The organism is Stenotrophomonas maltophilia (assembly GCF_002799245.1).
GTDB lineage: Bacteria > Pseudomonadota > Gammaproteobacteria > Xanthomonadales > Xanthomonadaceae > Stenotrophomonas > Stenotrophomonas maltophilia_S.
The window spans coordinates 132,057-149,331 of the sequence record NZ_NEQV01000003.1 but is presented as its reverse complement, the minus strand read 5'-3'; the positions used below and the strand labels follow the sequence as shown (position 1 = coordinate 149,331).

The following is a 17,275-nucleotide window of genomic DNA, read 5'->3' as shown; positions in this document are numbered from 1 at the left end:
ACATGGCTCCAAGGCTGTGGAATGACGTGGGTACAGCGTTTCAAGTTGTGACCCGTCGTCATGCAGCCATTAGGCCGTGCAGTACCGACGACGGGGTTGATCTCGATCAATCAGGGGTGGCTATTCGCGCTGCCCCTGACAAATGTCAAACCGATGAAGCGGTGCTGCGGCGGGTCACCCCGCGCTGGCGCACGCTGTCGCGCACGTCCACATCGAACTGCAGCTGAAGCTGGCTGCCATCTTCCAGGGTGATCGCGAACGGCAGGCCATCCCGGCAAGGCAATCGCGTCGCCAAGGCCTCAACTGCCGAGCGCGGCAGCACCAGGCGGCAGAAGGTGCCTCCGTCGAGCAGCACCGGTTGCTCGCCGCCATGCAGCGACACCGCCATGCCCCAACCTTCAATGCCGCCGAAGCGGGTCATGTTCTCGACCGATTCACCGGCCAGCAGGCGCGCCAGCTCGGCCTCGTCCAGGCGAAGCCGTACCGATTGGTCCTGCAACTGCACTTTCATGACGCAACATCCTCCCATTGTTCGGGGGTATTGCAGTTGACCAGTCCGGCCTCGTCAACCGGCGCCAGAGCCATGGTGTTCACGCCAAGACGACGCTGCAGGGCTTGCAGCGAGCGGGGACCGTCCGGGTCCTCCAGCATCGATCCAAGTACGTTGCGACAAGCATCGTCTATATCCACCAGCATGGGCAGGGGGTGGCCGGAAAAGATCGTGCATGGACCGCGATGGCCGTCACGCAATTGCTGCAGCAATCGCGGCGACAGCAGCGGCGTATCCACCGGTACCACCCAGGCCGGGCCATCGGGCATGCGCATCGCCACGCTGTAGAGCCCGCCAAGCGGCCCGCATCGTGCCACGCGATCGGGAATGCCGCCGAAGGCCGGGTAGTCGCCACTCACCCAGACCGCACCCGCACCGGCCTGCTTCAACAGGCCCCGCATGTATTCCAGCAGCGTGCGGCCCTGCCACGGCAGCAGGGCCTTGTCGCGGCCCATCCGGCTGGACAGGCCACCGGCCAGCACGATGCCGTTGATGCTCATCGCAGTAGAGCCACGCCATGCGTGGCTGCGCCGGCCGGATGCGCGGGAAATGCCTCATCCACGCATGGCGTGGATCTACTGAACCCCGCGCCTCCCCGAAGGGCGCGGTCAATGCTCGTGGTCATGGGAGTGCGAAGCTTCGCTGTCCGCATGGCACAGGCTGCAGCCCTCGCTCCACTCGCTGTCACCGTCCTCGTAATGCTCCTGCTTCCAGATCGGGCACTGGTGCTTCACCACCTCGATCAGCTGCCGGCAGGCCCGGAACGCCTCGTCACGGTGCGGGCTGCCCGCCGCCACCACCACCGCCACATCGCCAATGCCGAGCCGGCCCCGGGCGTGGGCCACATACAGCTTCAGCTTCGGACCAAACGTGGCCTCGACCTCTGCCGCCAGGCGCTTGAATTCGTTCAACACCAACGGTTCGAACAGGTCGTAGGTGATCCCGGTCACCGGCCGGCCGATGTTGACGTCGCGCACCTTGCCGATGAACACATCGATGCCGCCGAAGCCCGGATCGGACACCGCAGCAATGCCTTCGGCCGGATCGATCGCCGCCTGCGCGCGGTCCACCACCTTCGCGATGATCTTCCCGCTCATCGCTCAGCCCCCGCTCACTGGCGGCAGGATCGCCACCCGGCCATCGTCGGGCAGCGCCTCGTGGTCACGCAGCACGCGTTGCTGGTCGGCGAATGCCGAGTAGTCCAGCAGGCCCGCACGGAAGCCCGGCCAACGCACCGGCAACAGCTCGCGCAGCGCCTGGCGCAGGTCAGCCACGGTGCCACCGGCCACATCCACGGCGATCTCGCGGCTGGCATCCAGATCAGAAAACGCACCGAACAACTGCAGATTTACCTGTTTCATCATGACTCCTGGCTCACCAGCTGCACCGGTTCGCGGTGACCCCAGCCCTGCACGCGTACGTAGGTGCCGGCGCTGGCCAGGTCACCCTCGGCCTCCAGCACCACCCAGGCGTTGGCCTGCAGCATGGACATCAAACGGAACGACTCCTGCCCGGACAGCACGCGCGCGCTCAGGCGCCCCTGCCCGTCCATTTCCACCCGCGCACGCGCGTGATAGCGCAGGCCCGGCGGCTTGCGCACGTCGGCCTGCAGCGGCAGCTGCAACATCGCCTCCGGTGCCAGCCCCAACAGGCGGCGCAGCACCGGCTCGACGAAGAAGCGCTGGCCCACGGCTGCCGACACCGGGTTGCCCGGCAGGCCGAAATACAGCGCACCATTGGGCAGTACCGCGAACAGCAGCGGCTTGCCCGGGCGGATCGCCACCTTGTGGAACACGATGCGCGCACCACGGCCGCGCAGCGCATCGGGAACGAAATCGTAGCGGCCGGCCGATACCGCGCCGGTGCTGATCAGCAGCTGCGCGCCAGCGGCCAGCGCCTCATCCAGCACCGCATTGAACGCGGCCACGTCGTCGCCTACCGTGCCCTGCCAGACCACCTCGGCGCCGGCCGCCTGCAGGCGGCCAACCAGGTATGGCCGGTTGCTGTCGCGGATCTGGCCGGATTCCAGCGTCTGCGCCGCCTCGGTCACCAACTCCTTGCCGGTGGCGATCACCGCGGCCTTCGGCCGTGCCACCACGGCCACCTGGCCCACGCCGATGGCGTGCAACAGCGTGCGCGCATTGATATCCAGCACCTGCCCGGCCTGCAGTACGCGCTCGCCCTCACCCACGTCCTGGCCGCGCAGGCGTACGTGCTGGCCCGGCTTCACCGGCGCCGTCAGCGCAATGCGGGTCGGGCGTCCTTCCTCGCTGGCAAGGATGTGCACATTCTCGACCGGCACCACCGTGTCCAGCCCGGACGGCATGCGCGCACCGGTCATGATTTCCCAGGCACCTTCACCGCCCTCGGCACCGGCATCGCCGGCGGCCTGCCAGCCCTGCACCGCGAATCCGGTACCGGCTTCGAGCGCTGCGCCGTTGGCGCGCAGCGCGAAGCCGTCCATCGCCGAATTGTCGAACGGCGGCAACGACTGCCCGCTGTGGATGTCACTGGCCAGGGTACGGCCGCCGGCCTCATGCAGGGGCAGACGCTCGGCCGGCAGCGGCGTCGCCGCCTCCAGCAGGTGCTGCAAGGCCTCGCTGTAGGGAATCATGAGTGACCATCCCCCTCGACCATCGCCAGGGCATGGCCCAGTACCGGCGCCAGGATGTCCAGGCACTGCGCCGCCGCCTTCGGGCTGCCGGGCAACGCAAACACCAGCATGTTGCCCAGCTGCACCACCTCGGCGCGGCTCAGCCAGGCCATCGGTGTGTGCTGCGCACTCAGCGCACGCACCATCTGCGCCAGGCCATGCACCGGCCGCGCGTTCAGGGAACGCAGCGCCTCCGGGGTCAGGTCTCGCGGGCCCAGCCCGGTACCGCCGGTACACAGGCACAGGCGCACGCCCTCGGCAGCCAACCCCTGCAGGCGGCCGGCCAACGGCTCGACACCATCAGGCAGCACGTCAGCAGCCACCACCTCGCCGCCCAGCTTTTCCAGCCCGGCCACCAGGGTCGGGCCAGAGATATCTTCATAGGCACCCTCGCTGGCGCGGTCGCTCAGCGTGATCACCGCGCAGGCCGCGCCCTCCAGGCCCTTCGGCGTACGCGGCTTGAAACGCGCGCGCTCGGCATCGTCCATGCCATCGGGGTGCAGCCAGACACCGCGCTTGCCGCCTTCCTTGAACAGCAGGCGGATGCCTTCGATGCGCAGTGCCGGTTCCACCGGCTTGCTCAGGTCGTACAGGGTCAGCAGCGCCGCGTTGACGCCGGCCAGTGCCTCCATCTCCACGCCGGTGCGCGCCTCGCTGGCGCACTCGCACCACACGCGGATCGCCTGCCGTTCCGGCACCGGCGCGCAGAACACCTGCACCAGTTCCAGCGGCAGCGGGTGGCACAGCGGCATCAGCATCGAAGCCATCTTGGCGCCCTGCAGGCCGGCAATCTCGGCCATCACCAGCGCATCGCCCTTGGGCAGGCGGCGCTCGACGATCAGCGGATAGGCCACCGGGCCAGCATGCAGCTCGCCCACCGCCACCGCACGGCGGCGGGTGACGCGCTTGTCGCGGACATCGGCCATATGGAAGGCCGCATTCAATTCCCCACTCATCGTGTTGCTCATCCTCCGATGGAGGCCAGGTGCGGGGTCAGCCCGGTCTGGCCCTGGTGCAGTCCATGCCCGGCCGCTTTCAGGCCAAGCTGGGTGGTGATGCGTGCCAGCAGCGCGTCATGGTCATCGTCGCTCTGCAGCAGCGGGCGCAGCGGCACGCCGAACTCGCCGAACAGGCACAGCCGCAGGTCGCCTCTGGCAGTCACCCGCAGGCGGTTGCAGCCCTTGCAGAAGTCACGCGAATACGGGGCGATGATGCCGATGCTGCCGCGATGGCCGGGGTGGCCGAACTCGCGCGCCGGGCCGGCATCGGCCGCACGCGGCCGCTCATGCCAGCCAGCGGCCAGCAGCTGCTCGATCACCACGTCGGCACGCAGGTGGTGGCGCTGGAAGTAGGCTTCGTTGTCGCCGGTGCGCATCAGTTCGATGAAGCGCACGCTGAAGGGCCGGTCACGCAGGTAGTCCATCCACTGCGGCAGCTCATCGTCGTTCAGCCCACGCAGCAGTACCGCGTTGAGCTTGATCGCCGGCAGACCCAGTGCCTGCGCCAGGGCCAGGCCCTGTTCGATCTCCGGCAGGCGGTCATGCCCGGTGATGGCCCTGAAGCGTTCGCGCTGCAGGCTGTCCATGCTCACGTTCAGCGCGGTCAGGCCGGCCCGGTGCCAGCCCGGCAGGCGACGCGGCAGCAGCGTGCCGTTGGTGGTGATGGCCACCTTGCGGATGCCCGGCACCGCCGCGACGGTCGCGATGATTTCGTCCAGGTCCTTGCGCAGGCTGGGCTCGCCGCCGGTCAGGCGGATCTTGCTCATGCCCAGCGCGGCGAACGCACGCACCAGGCGCGCGATCTCATCCACCTGCAGGAAGCGCGGGCGGCCATCGGCCTGGTAACCGTCGGGCAGGCAGTAGCTGCAACGGAAGTTGCAGGCTTCGGTCAACGACAGGCGCAGGTAGGGAAAGCTGCGTCCGAAACCGTCGGTGAGTTGGCTCATGGCTGGTCCACCTTGTTGCTCCACCGTCTTGCCTGTGCCCGGAACGGCCCGGAAACCCTCGTCTGCTGGAACGATTGCCAGAGTACGTGGCCTTCAGTTCCATGGGCATGACTTAAATCAATCGTCTTCGGCCCCGCACGGCAGGCGTTGTGGCAGCATGCAGCTTTCCGTGCAGCGGGCGTGTGACAACCCTCATGATGATGAACGATTTCCAGCAGCTGCTGCACGCCGCAGGCCAGCAGGCTGAACCGCAGCGCCTGCTGTTCGTGTTCGTGCGCGCCGAGCTGCCTGAATCGCCTACCGACGACCAGCGCGACCGGCATGACCGCCGTGAGGGCGGCACCCTGTCGCCGGTGCTGTGCGTGGACAAGCTGCCCGCCGAGGTGCCCACCTTCCAGGCGCTGGCGGCCGAATCGACCACCACCGGCATCGACTGGGACCTGGTGTTCGTGGCGGCGCTGGATGGGCGTGGCGGTTTCGCGCCCAACAGCGACGAGGCCGCGCGCCCGCTGCAGCTGATGGTCAACGCCATCCATGACGGTCAGATCGGCCGCTTCGCCGCCTTCGACCGTGGCGGCGAGCCCATTCAGTTCTACTGAGCCACCCGCTGCAGGGTCAGGAAGAAGATCACCAGTACGGTGTTCAGCCCCCAGGCCACGGTCAGCCCGCGCGCCGCCACGCCCAGGTTGGGGTGGCGTGCGGTGGGCGCCGCCCGCCATACCGCCGGAATGATCCAGCCGGTATAGAGCAGCAACACGGCAAACACCCCCAGCAGCAGCGGGGTGCGCTGGTTGGCCAGGGCCCAGAGGGCCACGGCCCACAGAATGTTGCTGGGAATGACGCCCTGCAGCCAGAACACACTCCAGAGCCGGGAACGGCCCGGCGCGTCGGGGGTTGGATGTAGAGAAGCCGTCGCGGTCATAAGTCTCCTTCTGTCCAGGAAACGTGCTGAACAAGCCTGCGCTGGCTGGCTGGGAACGTCAACCCGAGTAGCACGTCACGCTTTGACCTCCGCAGCGTCGAGCCATGCTCGACCTAGCTCCCCCCTTTCCCGCCGAGCCTGTCGTCATCGCCCCTCCCCGCCCGCTGCTGTCCGCCCGCCAACCACGACACCTGTCGCAGATCGCATGGCGCGGGCGGATCACCACGCCAGCCGGGACTGGCGGTGCGTAACCGCGTGGGAGAATGCCGAAAGCGTCTCCAATCGAATGATGTTTACAACTCTCCTGATTGGCATTGCACAGCACCACGGGCTCAGATGGCGTGCCACCGGAAAAGGGTGGCCGGGTTTCGAACACCCGAGTTGATGTTGATGTATGCGCTTGCCAACCGGCACCACCTTGTGTGGCGCCGGTTGGCAAACCGTCTGCCGGCTATGGCGGGCGGTGCGTGGGGGCCTTCAGGCCCGCCGGACTGACATCAACCCGGTGTTCGAACCACGTACCGCCCGCCACCTTTCGGGTGGCGGCTACCGATTGCCCTGCACGGAGCCTTGCCATGAACGAACCGGACTTCCCCCATCTGCACGCCTGCCGCAGCACCGCCCGCGACGACGGTTCGCCACAGGCTGTGCACGCCGTGGACAGGAACACCTTCATCGCCAATCTCAATCGCATCGGCTCCGGCGCAGCGGCCGATGGGCAACCCTGGCCGGAGCGGCACCAGCTGCCCGGGCGCTGCCTGGCCCTGGCCGATGCCGATTGCGCGCTGAGCGGATTGCGGGTGGTGCTGGAAATGCTGCTGGCCGCCGAACGCACCCGTCAGAACGGCGAACCCGAGCAGTACGTGGGCGACCGGGTGATGGAGGGGTTGGTCATGGCCTGCCAGTCGCTGTGCGCGCAGGCGGTGGGGAGGTTGCAGCCCGAAGGGTGAAGGCGATGCGCAACACCCTTCAGCTTGGATCGCTTTCTCCCTCCGCGCGGCGGATCGACGCGCGGAGGGATGCTTCACGACCGGGGCTGTGCCGCCCGACGGTGCTTGCGCCCCCGGCGCCGCACCTGCTTCCGGGGCGGACCGGCATGCATGCCTCGCCGCAGCGCGACATTCCCGCACATCAGCGCCGCGGCGAAGAGTGCCATCGCCACCAGCATTTCGAATCCCCGCTCGCCAAAGAGCAGGCGGATGGAGGCTTCCAGTGAGCACAGCCTGCCGCAGCGCAGGCCCTGCTCGTTGAAGCCGTAGATGAGCACCAGCACGCCCATCAACGTCCACCACGCCATCAGGGCCAGGCTTGCGATGAAGATGAAAGGTCGATGGATACGCATGCGCCCGTCGCAGTCTTCTACGGTGATGTCCAGCGCGACGTCACGAGCACGCGATCGGAAGCGTCCAGCTCCACCGACCAGGCTTCGGTATCCAGGCCCAGCCGGTTCTCATACCACCATCGCTGCGCACAGCGACCACTGCATCCGCTGCTGGCATAGCGGGTAAAGGGAGCACCGGCGTGCTCCACCACGTCAGGCTGCCCCAGCGCCCGGAGTACCTCGACCCTGCCCGCCCCGACCGGAACCGAGGCAAGCGCGTGGGAATGCCACGCCGAGACCGCCGAGCAACCGGCAACGTACGCCACGAACAGCCCGGCAAGCCCCCACATCAGTGTCCTCATTGACAGATCCCCTCCTGCGCCGCGCGCCTGCGCATCATCCGCGCAGACCTTCTTCTACGTCAAAATGGCCAGGCGCACCATCGTCGTGACATTCTGCAGTGCGCTTTGCGCCTGCGGCCTGGTGATGGAGAGCTCGTTCGACACCATGCGGGAGGCGATCGGCGCCGCCGCACCTTCGCTCAGGACCCCATGATGCCCATCGCCCGTGCACGCTTCGCCGCCCTCGCCCTCTTCCTTCCGGCGTGCCTGCCGGCCTACGCCACGCAGAACGCCCCCGCCGACATCAAGGCGATCGAACAGGTGGTCGAATCGTTCCGCAGCTCGCTGATCAACAAGGACAAGCCAACCTACATGAGCCTGTTCTTCTCAGACAAACCGGAAGACATCGGCTGGCAGTACGTTTCCGAGGACGTGCGCCTGCAGGACATCCGCAAGGCCAAGCCCGATGCGATCAAGGCACGGCAGATTCCCGCCAACAACTTCATCGCGCTGATCGACGGGGCGGTGGCCTCGCCGAAGCCGAAGGAGGAGACGTTCTCCAACACGAAGATCGAGACGGATGGCGATGTGGCCTCGGTGTCGTTTGACTACAGCTTCCACGACGATGGAGTGAAGACCAACTGGGGCAGGGAAATGTGGCAGCTGGTCCGCACCGAGCAGGGCTGGAAGATCTTCTCGGTGATCTATTCGATCCGCGATTCACGCAGCCCGGCCGAATGAGCAATCTGCCAGACTGGTGCACACCGTTCGTCCACGCCCGCCAGACCCGATGACCCGCATTGCCGACCTCAGCGCCGACCAGCTCGCGCACCATGCCCTCAACATCTTCATCGCCCAGGGCCGTCACGTGGAGGGCGCACGGGTGATCTACCGGGCGCTGCAACTGGACCCGCACCATCCCGGCGCGCTGCGCTGCCTGAGCGATTTCCTGGCCCACGAGGGCACCGAACCGTTCGCGGCGGCCACCCTGGAGCATGCCTTGTCAGGCGCCGTTCCCCTGGCGGACGACGCGCGCCGGATGCTGGATGACCTGCGCTTCCTCGACATCTGGTCCTGGGGATTCTCCCGCCACGTCTCCGGCGAAGCCCACCTCAGCGGCGACGCCTTCCAGCAGCGCGAGGACTTCGTGTTCGATGGCCCAGCCTATGCGGCCTTCCTCAACACGGTCACCGAACCCGCCGGATCGCTGCAGGGCGCCTTCCAGGCCGCAGTCCGCATCTGCGGGCTGATGTCCGGCCTGCTGCGCCATGCGGAGAAGGACAATCCGGCGTTCGATGATGTGCTGGGTTCCTCCGCCTTCGTCGAGACCGAGGCCTACCCGGCCTGGCTGGCCTCGCCGACTGATGATCTGGACACCCTTGACCAGGCCATCCAGGCGCAGCGCCAGGGCGGCTGAAGGAAAATCCAACGGGCGTCCGACGCTTTCCCGACGCCCGCCTGCACATCCTGTCGTGAGGTCAATTCATGGCAGGACCGGCATGCAGCCACCTCACCCCAGGGACAGCGGCAAGTACCCGCACGGCAAGACCGGGATTCGCCGGATCTTCCATACGCTGGTCCATTCGCGCGATGGCTTCATCGCCACCTTCCGTGGCGAAGCGGCCTTCCGGCAACTGTTGCTGCTGCATGCGCTGCTGATCGCCACCGCGTTCCTGCTGGACATCAGCCGGGTCGAACGCGCCGTGGTGCTGGCGGTCTGCTTCATCAGCCTGCTGGTGGAACTGCTCAACTCGGCCATCGAAGCAGTGGTCGACCGCATCTCGCTTGAGCACCACCCACTGTCCAAGAACGCCAAGGACATGGGCAGCGCCGCACAGACCACCGCGCTGCTGATGGTCGGCACGGTGTGGGGCGTGATCCTGCTGGGCTAGCTCACGCCCGACCTGCCGGGCAGCGCCCGGCACTACCCCGATGCTGGTTCGTTACTGCGCGGCCAGGGCGAAATCCAGGCCCGCACACACCGCCGCCACCTGGGCGTCGTTGCATTCCTGCGGGTTGGTGCGCGGGCTGTCCGGGTAGACCTCGGTGGTGGTGGCAAAGCGCGCATCGGTGAAGCCGGCGCAGGCACCGATCGAGCGCGATTCACCCCAGACCACGCCTGGCGACTGCAGCGGCAGGCCGACCAGGTTGCCTTCGGCATCGGCCGGGGCGATGTGGGTGACCGGGGCCACGGCGGCGATCAATGCCTTCTGGAACTCGGCCTGCGGGTCTTCGCTGTTGCCGATCACGTAGAAGCCATCCGGAATGGTGTCGCGCTCGAACGGCTTGCCGTCGCGGGCGCAGCGCGCCGGATCGAACTCGTGCAGGTCGCTGTCGGTGGTCTCGTGCAGGTCCAGGTGCACCAGCAGGTTCGGCTTGCGCTCGGCCACCCACGCCATCAGGGCGGCGGCTTCCTCGATCTGGCCACCGTCACGGAAGCTGCGGTTGGGGTCGATGGCATCCGGGTTCCAGCGCTGGATGCGCTCGTAGCCCCACGGGCTGACGCAGGGCGCCACGATCAGGTTCAACCGGCCCAGGTAGCGCTCGGCCTGCTGTTCGAGGAACTGCAGGGCACCGTGCACGCCGCTGGTCTCGTAGCCATGCACGCCACCGGTGATCAACGCGGTCGGCAACGCCGGGTTCCAGTCGTGGTTGACCACGGCGAACAGCGGATAGTGGTCCGGCGCATAGTCGAGCTGGCCATACTGGATCACGTCGAAGACGCTGTCGTCCAGGCGCTCGAGGGCGGCCACCACGTCGTCGTGGTAGCTGCGCTGGCGCTGCTGGCGGGCACGCCACTGTGCGCGTTCCGCGTCGCCCCAGGGCTGTCCAGGGGTGCCGATCGGGTAGAACTGCGCAACAGTCATGGGGTACTCCAAGGGTCGAACGGGATGGGTGCAGCCGACCATTCTAAGCCTTGTCGCGCCTGTGGGTCCTCCCCCGCCGCCGCGCCTTCATCCAGCCCGGGTCATCTGGCTGTAAAATCAACGGTTTTTGGCCCCTCACCCCTTGATGGCGAACGCAGCGCAGCCGGTCCTGGGTGGACCGGAGTTCCTCCGCCTGCTCGCCCGTCTCAGCGACGGCGCGATGCCGGCCAGCAGTCCCGCCCTGACCGATCGCCTCGGCCAGTGGGTGGACTGGAGCCGTGCCGTGGCCCTGTCCGGGGCCCTGGGTGGACGCCTGCCCGAACCGGGTGAGGCCACCGAAGCGGCCGACGATGTCCTGGCCGACTGCGCCCAGGCCCACGCCAGCCTGCTCGCTTCTATCAGCGAGGATGCCGAGGCCGAGCGCCTGCTGGACCTGGCCGAAGCTGCCGCCGCCCCCAATTTTGCGTCTCTGCGCCAGCGCTACCGGGTGCTGCAGCAGGCCATCCAGACCGCCACCGGGCGCCTGCGTGGCCGCCTGCGCGACCAGCTGGTGCAGGTTTCGCCGGCACTGGCGCGGCTGGCCGAGGTCGATGCGGTGATGGAACAGACCCTCACCCCGCGCGAGCACAGCCTGCTGGCCACCGCGCCGGCGGTGCTCGGCGCCCGTTTTGACCGCGTGCACGGCCAGCCCGGCTGGCGCGCGGCCTTCCGCCATGACATGCGCACGCTGCTGCTCGCCGAGCTGCAGCTGCGCTTCCACCCGATCGAAGGGCTGCAAGACGCCCTGCGCTCCCACTGACCGGAACACCATGTCCAGAACTGCTTTCCATGTCGTTGTTTTCCTTGTCGGCCTGCTGGCCGTGTGCTGGATCGGCATTGGCTACGTTTCGGTGCATCCGCTGGGTGCAGCGGTGGCGGCGATCATCGCGGCCTGCTACATCGCTGGCGGCGTGGAGCTGTACCGCTACCGCCAGGCCAGCAACGACCTGCGCACTGCGCTGGGCGACCTGTCCAGCGCCAGGGAAAGCCTTGGCCCCTGGCTGGAACGCGTGCCGATGGGCCTGCGCAACGCCGTGCGCCTGCGCGTGGAAGGCGAGCGTACCGCCCTGCCCGCGCCGGTACTGACCCCTTACCTGGTCGGCCTGCTGGTGCTGCTGGGCATGCTCGGCACCCTGCTGGGCATGATGGACACGCTGCGTGGCACCGGCCTGGCCCTGCAGAGCGCCACCGACATGGCCGCCATCCGTGGTTCGCTGGCATCGCCGGTGCAGGGCCTGGCGGTGGCATTCGGCACCTCGATCGCCGGCGTGGCCAGTTCGGCCATGCTCGGCCTGCTGGCGGCGCTGCTGCGCCGCGACCGCCTGCAGGCCGTGCAGCAGCTGGACCGCGCCATTGCCGGCGACCTGCACCCGTACTCGCAGGCCTGGCAGCGCGCCGAGTCGCTGCGCCTGCTGCAGGCACAGTCCACCGCACTGCCGGCCCTGGTCGACCGCCTGCAGGCGATGACCGATGCCTTCGAACAGCACAGCGCGGCCGCCAATGAGCGCCTGCTGGCCGGCCAGGCCGAGTTCCTGACCCAGAGCCAGGCCCTGCAGGAACGCCTGGCCGTCTCGCTGCAGCAATCGCTGCGCGAGGGGGCCGAAGCCAGCGCGGCCGCCATCGGTGGCGCGCTGCAGCCCATGGCCGAGACCACCCTGGCTGGCCTGGCCAGTCATGGCGAAGCACTGCACGCCCGTGTCGAGCAGGCCGTGCAGCAGCAGTTGGCCGGCCTGAGCGACGGTTTTGAACGCAGCCGCGCTGCGACCGAGGCCAGCTGGGCCAAGGTGGTGAGTGAACAGACCCAGGCCCAGCAGGCACTGGTGAGCGATCTGCGCCAGCACCTGCAGGCCTTCAGCGATGGCCAGGGCACGCACGCCGAAGCGCTGGTCGCACGTCTCGGCGAGCGCCTGCAGGCCGATGCGCAGGGCAATGCAGACGCCTTGCGCGCCGCCGCCGAACAGCAGCAGGCCCTGAACAGCGCACTGGTCGAGCGCCAGCAGCAGGCACTGCTGGCCGCCGGACAGCAGCTGGACGAGCACGCGCAGGCGTTGCTGCAGGCTCTGGAGCAGCGCCACAGCGCCAGCCAGTCGTTGCTGCAGGACCACGAACAGCAGCGCTCGCAGGATTGGCAGGCCGCGCAGGCCGCCGCCGCGACCGCGCACGCCGAACTGCAGGCCAGCCTGGACAGCCGCGAGCAGCAGCGCCAGGCGCGCTGGGACGCGGCCAGCGCCGAACTGCAGCAGGCCCACGCTACGCTGCAGGTGCAACTGCAGGCCGGCGACGAACAGCGCCTGCAGCGCTGGAGCGATGCCCTTCAGCACGTTTCCACCGATCTGGCCGAGCGCCTGCAGGCCAACGGCGAACGCCTGGCCGCGCAGCAGCAACAGGTCTGCGACACGCTGGCGGCAACCGCGCAGCAGATCGGCGAGAACGGTCGCGCACAGGCCAGTGCCACGCTGGCCGAAGTGTCCACCCTGCTGCAGACCGCAGCGGCCGCGCCCAAGGCCGCCGCCGACGTCATCAACGAGCTGCGCAGCACCCTCTCTGAAAGCCTGGCGCGCGACAACGCGATGCTGGAGGAGCGCGGCCGCCTGTTGGCCACCGTGCAGACCCTGCTGGATGCGATCAATCACGCCTCGCACGAACAGCGCACCGCGGTGGACGCGCTGGTTGGCGGTTCGGCTGAGCTGCTGGAGCGCGTCGGCAATCGCTTCACCGACCATATTGCCGCCGAGACCGGCAAGCTCGATGGCATTGCCGCAGCGCTCAACGGCAGCGCCGGTGAAGTCGGCCAGTTGGCCGGCACCTTCGGCGATGCAGTCGCGCAGTTCGGCAGCGCCTCCACCGAGCTGTCCAGCCGCCTGGAACAGATCGGCGGCGCACTGGATGCCTCGCTGGCGCGCAGCGACGAGCAGCTGGCCTACTACGTGGCGCAGGCGCGCGAGGTGGTCGACCTCAGCCTGCTGTCGCAGAAGCAGGTGATGGAGGAACTGCAGCAGCTGGCCGCGCGCCGCGGCAAGGCCGCCAGTGCATGAGCGACGAACTGGAGGTCGATGGCGGCTCGCATGCCCCGATCTGGGCCGCCTTTGGCGATCTGATGTCGGTGCTGCTGGGCGCGTTCGTGCTGATCCTGGTGGGCGTGGTTGCCGTGCAACTGGAGCTGTCGCAGCGATTGGACCAGGAAGTAAAGCAGCGCCAGGCCGAAGCCAGGCGCCTGCAGACACTGGAACAGGCGCTGGCCGGCCCGTTGGCCGCTGGCCGGGTGACCCTGGTGGATGGCCGCATCGGCATCAGCGGCAGCGTGCTGTTCGCGCTGAACTCCGACCAGCTGCAGCCGGAAGGCCAGGAGCTGTTGCGCAGCCTGGCCGCACCGCTGGCCGCCTATCTGGGCAGCCGCGAAGAGATCCTGATGGTCAGCGGCTTCACCGATGACGCGCCGGTGCGCGAAGGCAACCGCCGTTTCGCCGACAACTGGGAATTGTCGGCGCAGCGTTCGCTGACCGTGACCCGCACACTCATCGCCGATGGCGTGCCGGCCGACGCCGTGTTCGCCGCCGCGTTCGGCAGCGAGCAGCCGGTCAGCTCCAACGCCAACGAGGAAGGCCGCGCACGCAACCGTCGCGTGGAGATCGCGCCGATTCCCAAGCCCAAGGCCGCGGATGCCAAGTAAGCCACCAGCGCTGGATGGCCTGCGGGCACTGGTACGCGACCTCGATGCGGGGTCGCGCTCGCTGCCGCATTACCCGCAGGTGCCGATGCTGCAGCAGGTGCAGCACGAGTGGTCGGAGCTGCGCAGCGAATTGCAGGTACGCCGCTCGCTGCGCACCGAGGCCCCCGCCGATGGTGGCCCACTGAATTCGGCGGTACTGGTGCAGCGCATGCTGGACACGATGCAGGCGGCCAGCCCCGGTTACCTGCGCCACTTCATCGACTACGTGGATACCCTGTCCTGGTTGCAGGCGGTGCAGGACGGCGCTGCCAGTGGCGCCGATGGCGCAAAGCCGAAGCGCACGCGCAAGCCGCGCTAGACACCGAATGGTAGAGGCCAACCTTGGTTGGCGCTCCCTCGCCACGACCGTGGCCCAGAAGCCGGTTGTAGAGCCGAGCCCGTGCTCGGCTCCGCAGTTCAGCGTTGCACGACAGATGAACATGTCACCAGACAGTCATCTGTCTAGCGCACCATTTTCACGTTGACTCACGGCGCCTGCGGCGCCCGCGGTCGCATCGGCTGTCTCCCCTTTCGAATTCCATGAGCTCCGCGCCCACGCGGTGGCTCGTGCCTGCCTGAGTGTCCGTAACATGACGAAGACTTTGTTGGCCGCCGCGCTGTCGATCGCGCTCGCTCCTGCGGCCTGGGCGCAGGATGCTGCCCCGGCCTCCAGCACGCCCTCCGCCACCAACCTTGATGCGGTCTCGGTGATCGGCAGTGGTGAAGCCCGCCAGGTGCAGCGCATCACCCGCGAGAATCTCGACATCCTGCCGCCCGGTACCAGCCTGCAGAAGACCCTGAACCTGCTGCCCGGCGTCAACGCGCAGTCGGCCGATGCGCTGGGCACCAACGAGCAGTCGATGACGCTCAGCCTGCGCGGCTTCAACTCCACCCGCCTCGGCTACACACTCGACGGCGTGCCGCTGGGCGACGGCGCGTACAACAACTACAACGGACTGACCATCAACCGCGCGCTGATCAGCGAGAACATGGCCGGCGCGGAACTGGCGGTGGGCATCGGCAGCCTCGGCACACCGTCCACCAGCAACCTCGGCGGCACCATCTCATACACCTCCGACCGCCCGGCCAAGGAACTGGGCGGCCGCGTGGTGCAGACCTTCGGCAGCGATGCCAACCGCCGCACCTTCGTGCGCGTGGACAGTGGCGAATACAACGGCTTCTCCGGCTATGTCTCCGGCATGAATGCCGTCTCCGACCTGTGGAACGACCAGACTGCCTACAACACGTCCACCACCAAGCAGTTCAATGCCAAGGGCGTGTGGAACTTCGGCCGTGGCCAGATCACCGGCTTCGTCGACACGTCGCGCACCACCCAGGCGGACTACTTCTACCTGTCCAAGGACGAGATGTCGCGCGGGCTGGGCTGGGACTGGGGCGGCTACGCGCCGGACTGGAACAAGGCCGTGGCCAAGGCCTACTGCAATACCGCCAGCTTCAACGCGAAGAAGTGCGACAACAGCGGCCCGGACAAGGATGCCGATGGTGCCTTCACCGCCGGCCAGATCCTGCGTGACGACAACCTGTACTACCTGGCCGGCGACTTCTTCCTGGCCGATGGCTTCAGCCTGCGCGCCCTGGCCTATCACCACGATGATCGTGGCGAAGGCCACAACTGGAACAGCGGGGCCTGGTCGAACAAAGGTACGCCGCAGGAGATCCCGATCATCTTCCGCAACACCATCTACACCATCGACCGCGATGGCGGCACGCTGTCGTTCGATTGGGAGCTGGGCGCACATCGTATCGAAGGTGGTGTCTGGTACGAGCGCAACACCAGCAGCGCCGAACGCTATCAGACCGCCGTGGATGGCCCGCGTGACCTGAGCGGCATGAACACCCTGCCCTCCGATGTCGGCGTGTTCGCCCAGCGCACCCGCTGGAAGACCCATCAATTCTTCCTGAAGGACACCTGGCGCCTGCTTGATGATCGCCTGACCCTGGAATTCGGCGCCAAGAGTCCGCATGCCACCTCCGATGCACAGGCGATGCCCGGTGACGCGAAGACGCCGATCTCGCCGACTTCGAACAACCAGTTCGCGACCGGCTCGCTGAAGGCCAGCAAGAATTTCCTGCCCAGCATCGGCGCCAATTTCCGCCTGGCCGAACACCACGAGGTCTTCGCCAGCTATGCCGAGAACATCGCCATGTTCCAGGGCGGTTTCAAGCTGGGCCCGCAGGCGGTCAGCCAGGCCACCTGGAATGCGCAGGGCACCCTGAAGCCGGAGGAATCGCGCTCGCTCGAAGCCGGTTACCGCTTCGTCAGCGATACCCTGCAGGCCTCGGTCGCGGCCTACAACGTGCGCTTCGACAACCGGCTGCTGCAGTACAACCCCTGTGACTCGCGCCAGCCGGTCGGCCCGACCTGCGGCAACCGCTTCTACAATGTGGGCGGCGTCGACAGCCGCGGTGCCGAGCTGACCGTGCTGTGGACCCCGAACGAGCACTTCAGCTGGTATACCTCGGCCTCGTTGAACCGCTCGACCTACGCCTCCAACTACGTGCAGGCCGGTGTCGAGCAGCAGATCAAGGGCAAGATCCAGACCGACACGCCCAAGCAGCTGCTGGCCACCGAGATCACCTGGCGTGACAACGGCTGGTTCGCCAGCCTGCGCGGCAAGTACACCGGCGAGCGTTTCTACACCTACACCAACGACCAGGGCTTCGGCGGCTTCACCGTATTCGATCTGGCCGGTGGCTATGACTTCGGCCAGGTCGGCTTCGCCAAGGGCATGCGCCTGTCGTTCAACGTGACCAACCTGACCAACAAGCGCTACGCCAGCAACCTGGATTCGAGCGTGTTCGCACCCAGCGACCCGGCCGGCAAGCTGTATGTGTTCCATGCCTCCGCACCGCGCCAGGTGTTCGGTACGATCGACCTTCGCTTCTGATTGACCGCCCGGAGTCCAC

At 67.6% G+C, this 17,275-nt stretch carries 20 protein-coding genes and 1 pseudogene; 10 read left to right on the top strand and 11 right to left on the bottom strand.

What is annotated here, in order from left to right; translation table 11 throughout:
• Positions 1–145: 145 nt before the first annotated feature.
• The 7 genes from B9Y64_RS11635 to moaA all read right to left on the bottom strand — a co-directional run bounded on the left by B9Y64_RS11635 (position 146) and on the right by moaA (position 5,148).
• Positions 146–511, bottom strand: coding sequence for a DUF7009 family protein (locus B9Y64_RS11635; protein WP_100440836.1), 366 nt, complete (start codon positions 509–511; stop codon positions 146–148).
• Entirely contained in the window at positions 508–1,050 is a 543-nt protein-coding gene (gene mobA / locus B9Y64_RS11630; protein ID WP_100440835.1) for a molybdenum cofactor guanylyltransferase, read from the bottom strand. The genes B9Y64_RS11635 and mobA overlap by 4 nt, the downstream gene beginning before the upstream one ends.
• A gap of 108 nt (positions 1,051–1,158) precedes the next feature.
• Positions 1,159–1,647 (bottom strand): molybdenum cofactor biosynthesis protein MoaE, encoded by a 489-nt coding sequence (locus tag B9Y64_RS11625; RefSeq protein ID WP_100440834.1) that lies wholly within the window; start codon positions 1,645–1,647, stop codon positions 1,159–1,161.
• 3 nt (positions 1,648–1,650) lie between these two features.
• Positions 1,651–1,911, bottom strand: a complete 261-nt coding sequence (locus B9Y64_RS11620) for a MoaD/ThiS family protein (RefSeq protein ID WP_017354494.1) — start codon at positions 1,909–1,911, stop codon at positions 1,651–1,653.
• Positions 1,911–3,164: a molybdopterin molybdotransferase MoeA gene (locus B9Y64_RS11615; protein WP_100440833.1), complete on the bottom strand. Its 1,254-nt coding sequence runs from the start codon at positions 3,162–3,164 to the stop codon at positions 1,911–1,913. Before B9Y64_RS11615 ends, B9Y64_RS11620 begins: the two co-directional genes overlap by 1 nt.
• Complete coding sequence (moaCB, locus tag B9Y64_RS11610; RefSeq protein ID WP_100440832.1) at positions 3,161–4,159, bottom strand: bifunctional molybdenum cofactor biosynthesis protein MoaC/MoaB; 999 nt, start codon at positions 4,157–4,159, stop codon at positions 3,161–3,163. The genes B9Y64_RS11615 and moaCB overlap by 4 nt, the downstream gene beginning before the upstream one ends.
• 8 nt (positions 4,160–4,167) lie before the next feature.
• Positions 4,168–5,148 carry a GTP 3',8-cyclase MoaA gene (gene moaA / locus B9Y64_RS11605; protein ID WP_100440831.1) on the bottom strand — a complete coding sequence of 327 codons (981 nt, stop codon included), beginning with the start codon at positions 5,146–5,148 and terminating at the stop codon, positions 4,168–4,170.
• Positions 5,149–5,342: 194 nt separating this feature from the next.
• Here moaA and B9Y64_RS11600 point away from each other — a divergent pair, with 194 nt between their 5' ends.
• Complete coding sequence (locus tag B9Y64_RS11600; RefSeq protein WP_100440830.1) at positions 5,343–5,747, top strand: ribonucleotide reductase subunit alpha; 405 nt, start codon at positions 5,343–5,345, stop codon at positions 5,745–5,747.
• Here the strand turns inward: B9Y64_RS11600 and B9Y64_RS11595 are convergent.
• Complete coding sequence (locus B9Y64_RS11595; protein WP_100440829.1) at positions 5,741–6,070, bottom strand: hypothetical protein; 330 nt, start codon at positions 6,068–6,070, stop codon at positions 5,741–5,743. The genes B9Y64_RS11600 and B9Y64_RS11595 overlap by 7 nt on opposite strands.
• Positions 6,071–6,645: 575 nt before the next feature.
• On the opposite strand from B9Y64_RS11595, the gene B9Y64_RS11590 reads away from it, so the two are divergent.
• Complete coding sequence (locus B9Y64_RS11590; RefSeq protein WP_100440828.1) at positions 6,646–7,020, top strand: hypothetical protein; 375 nt, start codon at positions 6,646–6,648, stop codon at positions 7,018–7,020.
• A gap of 74 nt (positions 7,021–7,094) precedes the next feature.
• Here the strand turns inward: B9Y64_RS11590 and B9Y64_RS11585 are convergent, their stop codons facing one another.
• Entirely contained in the window at positions 7,095–7,412 is a 318-nt protein-coding gene (locus tag B9Y64_RS11585; protein WP_100440827.1) for a hypothetical protein, read from the bottom strand.
• 17 nt (positions 7,413–7,429) lie between these two features.
• Positions 7,430–7,753, bottom strand: coding sequence for a hypothetical protein (locus B9Y64_RS11580; protein ID WP_100440826.1), 324 nt, complete (start codon positions 7,751–7,753; stop codon positions 7,430–7,432).
• A 189-nt stretch (positions 7,754–7,942) separates the two neighbouring features.
• Between B9Y64_RS11580 and B9Y64_RS11575 the strand changes: the two genes are divergently transcribed.
• The 3 genes from B9Y64_RS11575 to B9Y64_RS11565 all read left to right on the top strand — a co-directional run bounded on the left by B9Y64_RS11575 (position 7,943) and on the right by B9Y64_RS11565 (position 9,624).
• Entirely contained in the window at positions 7,943–8,473 is a 531-nt protein-coding gene (locus B9Y64_RS11575; protein WP_100440825.1) for a nuclear transport factor 2 family protein, read from the top strand.
• A gap of 49 nt (positions 8,474–8,522) precedes the next feature.
• Positions 8,523–9,149: a hypothetical protein gene (locus tag B9Y64_RS11570; RefSeq protein WP_100440824.1), complete on the top strand. Its 627-nt coding sequence runs from the start codon at positions 8,523–8,525 to the stop codon at positions 9,147–9,149.
• Positions 9,150–9,231: 82 nt separating this feature from the next.
• Entirely contained in the window at positions 9,232–9,624 is a 393-nt protein-coding gene (locus tag B9Y64_RS11565) for a diacylglycerol kinase (protein ID WP_100440823.1), read from the top strand.
• Between the two features lie 51 nt (positions 9,625–9,675).
• On the opposite strand, the gene B9Y64_RS11560 is transcribed toward B9Y64_RS11565, so the two are convergent.
• Entirely contained in the window at positions 9,676–10,599 is a 924-nt protein-coding gene (locus tag B9Y64_RS11560; protein WP_100440822.1) for a M14 family metallopeptidase, read from the bottom strand.
• Positions 10,600–10,744: 145 nt separating this feature from the next.
• On the opposite strand from B9Y64_RS11560, the gene B9Y64_RS11555 reads away from it, so the two are divergent.
• The 5 genes and pseudogenes from B9Y64_RS11555 (at position 10,745) to B9Y64_RS11535 (ending at position 17,256) form a co-directional block, all read left to right on the top strand.
• Positions 10,745–11,398, top strand: coding sequence for a DUF3348 family protein (locus B9Y64_RS11555; RefSeq protein ID WP_100440821.1), 654 nt, complete (start codon positions 10,745–10,747; stop codon positions 11,396–11,398).
• A 10-nt stretch (positions 11,399–11,408) separates the two neighbouring features.
• Positions 11,409–13,673: a DUF802 domain-containing protein gene (locus B9Y64_RS11550; RefSeq protein ID WP_100440820.1), complete on the top strand. Its 2,265-nt coding sequence runs from the start codon at positions 11,409–11,411 to the stop codon at positions 13,671–13,673.
• Entirely contained in the window at positions 13,670–14,308 is a 639-nt protein-coding gene (locus B9Y64_RS11545) for an OmpA family protein (protein WP_100440819.1), read from the top strand. The genes B9Y64_RS11550 and B9Y64_RS11545 overlap by 4 nt, the downstream gene beginning before the upstream one ends.
• A pseudogene (locus B9Y64_RS11540) lies at positions 14,277–14,666 on the top strand (DUF2894 domain-containing protein); the annotation flags it as partial. The gene B9Y64_RS11545 and the pseudogene B9Y64_RS11540, both read left to right, overlap by 32 nt.
• Before the next feature lie 271 nt (positions 14,667–14,937).
• Positions 14,938–17,256: a TonB-dependent receptor gene (locus tag B9Y64_RS11535; RefSeq protein ID WP_100440817.1), complete on the top strand. Its 2,319-nt coding sequence runs from the start codon at positions 14,938–14,940 to the stop codon at positions 17,254–17,256.
• Positions 17,257–17,275 lie beyond the last annotated feature (19 nt).